4 protein-coding genes are annotated in these 3,507 nt (G+C 70.3%); 1 reads left to right on the forward strand and 3 read right to left on the reverse strand.

All coding sequences use genetic code 11. From position 1 onward, the window contains the following. Positions 1 to 121 precede the first annotated feature (121 nt). The 3 genes from VOI19_RS16480 to VOI19_RS16490 are packed head-to-tail and all read right to left on the reverse strand — an operon-like array spanning position 122 to position 3,133. Positions 122 to 724: a TetR/AcrR family transcriptional regulator gene (locus VOI19_RS16480; RefSeq protein WP_323794049.1), complete on the reverse strand. Its 603-nt coding sequence runs from the start codon at positions 722 to 724 to the stop codon at positions 122 to 124. Between the two features lie 10 nt (positions 725 to 734). Beyond that, entirely contained in the window at positions 735 to 2,270 is a 1,536-nt protein-coding gene (locus VOI19_RS16485; protein ID WP_323794050.1) for an NAD(P)/FAD-dependent oxidoreductase, read from the reverse strand. Beyond that, positions 2,267 to 3,133, reverse strand: a complete 867-nt coding sequence (locus tag VOI19_RS16490) for an SDR family oxidoreductase (protein ID WP_323794051.1) — start codon at positions 3,131 to 3,133, stop codon at positions 2,267 to 2,269. Before VOI19_RS16490 ends, VOI19_RS16485 begins: the two co-directional genes overlap by 4 nt. Positions 3,134 to 3,226: 93 nt before the next feature. Between VOI19_RS16490 and VOI19_RS16495 the strand changes: the two genes are divergently transcribed. Then, a partial coding sequence (locus VOI19_RS16495) for a TetR/AcrR family transcriptional regulator (RefSeq protein ID WP_323794052.1) occupies positions 3,227 to 3,507 on the forward strand: 281 nt, incomplete at its 3' end.

A 3,507-nucleotide genomic window follows, 5' to 3' on the forward strand; every position in this document is an offset into this window, starting at 1 on the left:
CATCCAGTGGACCGGGTCCACCTGGAAGCCCGTCGAGGGCACGAAGTACCAGTGCAAGGGCACCAGCGGCGGTTAGCCGAACGGCCCTGAGCGCAGCCCGGAGCGCTGCTCTGAGCTCGGCTCAGAGCGCCGGACGGATCTCCTCGAGGGCCTGCTCGGTGGTGCTGCGGAGGGTGCCCAGGCGGGCGTCGGGCGACTCGGTCCAGACCGTGAGGGCCGCGAAGATCGCGCCCGCGACCACCTCGGCCTGAACGGCGGCCGTGAGCGGAGCGGCGCCGCGCTCGGCGAGCACCTCGCGCAGGTAGCGCACCATCACTCCCTGAGCGTCGCGGAACGACCGCTCGATGCGGGCCGGGCTGAGCAGCTGGGTGCGCAGCCTCGCGATCTCCACCATGAGGCGGGGGTCGACCGGTGGGGCCGTGATGGCGTGCAGCGCGGCCGCGATCAGGTCGTCGCCGGCCTCGAGCCGTTCGCGGACGCCGGTGCGGAACCAGGCGAGGCTCGTGGTGACGTCGACGAAGAGCACCTCGTCCTTGGTGGCGAAGTGGCGGTAGAAGGTGCGCTCGGTGACACCGACCTCGGCAGCGATGGTCGGCACGTTCGCCGCCTCGAAGCCGTGCTCGACGAAGTGGCGGATGGCGGCCTGACGCAACGCCTCACGGGTGCGCTCGGCCTTGCTGATGGACGGGGCAGGTGTGGCTGCGACAGGGGTATCGATGGACACGGCGCCCAATCTAGTCGGCGTCCTGAAGAGTCGCCTCCTGCTCGGTCCGCGGCAGCCCGCCGAAGTCGTAGTCGGAGAGGGGGAACGTGCGTGCCGCACGGAACGCGTGCCGCGTCGACGTCGGTCTCAGCAGGGTCGCCTCGCCGTGCTGGTTGAAGTAGTAGCTGTTGGCTCCTGCGCACGACCCGAGGGTGAAGATCGAGTGCCCGACCCGGGCGGTCATGTCGTCGAGGAACTCGGCGTTGGCCGACTCCGACACCTCGAACGACGTCGCCCGGCGGCGTCGGAGCTCGGTGAGGAGCCGGTCCATGTGGCGCATCTGCGACTCGATGGTCGTGAAGTAGGACAGGCCCGAGTAGGAGTAGGGCGAGTTGAGCGACACCAGGTTGGGGAAGCCCGGGACGGCGACGCCCTCGTAGGCTTGGAAGCGACGCTCACGCCACCACTGGCCGAGGTCGCGGCCGCCGCGCCCGACGATCCGGAGGGCCGGGAAGTTGGCCTCCCAGAGGTCGAAGCCGGTCGCGAGCACGAGGACGTCGAGGTCGGTGCGGCTGCCGTCGGCAGTGACGATCCCGTGGGCGTCGACGTGGCCGATCGAGTGGGTCTCGAGGTGCACGTGCTCACGGTTGAAGGTGGGGTAGTAGGTGTTGCTGAACGTCGGCCGCTTGCAGCCGAACGTGTAGTCGGGCGTCAGCCTGGCGCGGGTGTCGGGGTCCTTGACCTGGCGCAGGTGGAGGCGCGCGAGCCGCTCGGCGGCGGCATTGACCAGGGGCACCTGGTCGTAGTGCAGCACCGCCGAGACCATCAGGGCCTCGAGGAGCGCGGTGCCCCCGAGACGTACGGCGCGCTGGGTGAGCGGGAGGGCGGAGAAGACCTTGCGCACCAGGGCGGGAACGGGCAGGTCCGGCTTGGCGGTGACCCAGATGGGTGTGCGCTGGAAGACCGTGAGGTCGGCGGCGACGTCGGCGAGCTCGGGGATCAGCTGCACTGCCGTGGCACCGGTGCCGATGATGCCGACGCGCTTGCCGGACAGCTCGACCTCGTCGTTCCAGCGGGTCGTGTGGACGACCGCGCCGGTGAACGACTCGATGCCGGCGATGTCGGGCAGCCTGGGCTGGGAGAGGAAGCCGGTGGCGGTGAGCAGGAAACGAGCCCGGAACGGCTCGCCGTCCGCGACGTCGACCTGCCACACCTGGGCGTCGTCGTCCCAGGTCGCTGACTCCACGACGGTGTCGAACCGCATCAGCTCACGCAGGCCGTAGGTGTCGGCGACGTGGGCGGCGTACGCCTTGAGCTCGCTGCCGGGCGCGAAGAGGCGGGTCCAGTGCGGGTTGGGCTCGAAGGAGTAGGAGTAGGTCGAGGAGGGGATGTCGACGGCCAGCCCGGGGTAGCGGTTGACGTGCCAGGTGCCGCCGAGGTCCGACTCGCGCTCGAGGATGACGAGGTCGTCGTAGCCGTTGCGCTTCAGCTGGATCGCAGCGCCCATTCCCCCGAAGCCGGCGCCGACGACGATGGCGTCGTGCACGTGGGTGCTCGGGTTGCTCACAGAAGTCGCTCGGGCTGCTCGGAGTGCGCGTCCTGCTCCTCGGCGGCCAGGCGGGCCTGGTAGGCGGCCCGGTCGGCGTCTTCGGCGTGGAGGGCGCGGTCGTCGCGCACCAGACGTCGTACGACGTTGAGCGCCGGCTCGGGGGTGGCGTTCATGACTCCGGTGAGCGCACCCACGTAGCGCGGAACGGCGATCTCGCCGGTGCGGCGGGAGATCGAGGCCTCGACGGCTTCGGCGATCTTGTCGGGAGAGACCTTCGGCAGCGGGCTGAAGTCGATGCCGGAGGAGAGGGCGGTGTCGACCGCCGAGGGCAGCACGGCGCCGATGCTGACGCCGGTGGCGGCGTACTCGAGGCGCGTGGCGGCGGTGAGGCCGACCACGGCGAACTTGCTGGCGTTGTAGACCGCGAGCCCCTTCAGCGGCATCTTGCCGGCCAGGGAGGCGATGTTGCAGACGTGGCCGCGACCGCGCGCCACCATGCCGGGCAGCACCAGGCGCATGCCGTGGATGACGCCGAAGACGTTGACCTCCATGATCATCCGATTGGTGGCGTCGCTGAGGTCGAGGAAGGCGCCGTTGGGCATGACACCCGCGTTGTTGACCAGCACGTCGACCGGGCCGTGGGCGGCCTCGGCCTCGACGACGAATGCGGCGAAGGACTCGGGGTCGCGGACGTCGAGGGCATGCCCGGTGCCACCGATGGCCGCTGCGGTGGTGCGCGCGAGGTCGGCGTCGAGGTCGCCGATCGCGACTTTCGCCCCACGCGCGGCGAGCCGGGTCGCGACCGCCTTGCCGATGCCCTGGGCGCCGCCGGTCACCAGCACCGCGGCACCGGAGAGCTCGATCGGGGGATAGTGCGTCATCGGCTCTCCTGAGGTCGTGGCACCCGACGGAACGAGATGTCAGTTCCGGAACGCTATGTCATTTCGAGGAGGGTGGGCAATAGGCTGTCCCGCGTGACGACCACCTCGCAGGCAGCCGGAGTCGGGCCGAGCCGGGTCGAGCAGCGCAAGGCCGAGCTGCGCCGCGAGATCGTGGCGGCGTCGTTCGACTGCTTCGCCGAGAAGGGCTACCACGCGACCGGCATCGCCGACATCGCCGCGCGGCTCGGGATCGGTCACGGGACCTTCTACCGCTACTTCGCCAACAAGCGCGACATCGTCGAGCACGTGATCGACGACCTGATCGCCCGCATCCTCGCGGCGCTCGGTGACGAGAACGCGCCCGACGCCGTCAG

This window comes from Nocardioides sp. (genome assembly GCF_034670285.1).
Taxonomy (GTDB): domain Bacteria; phylum Actinomycetota; class Actinomycetes; order Propionibacteriales; family Nocardioidaceae; genus Nocardioides.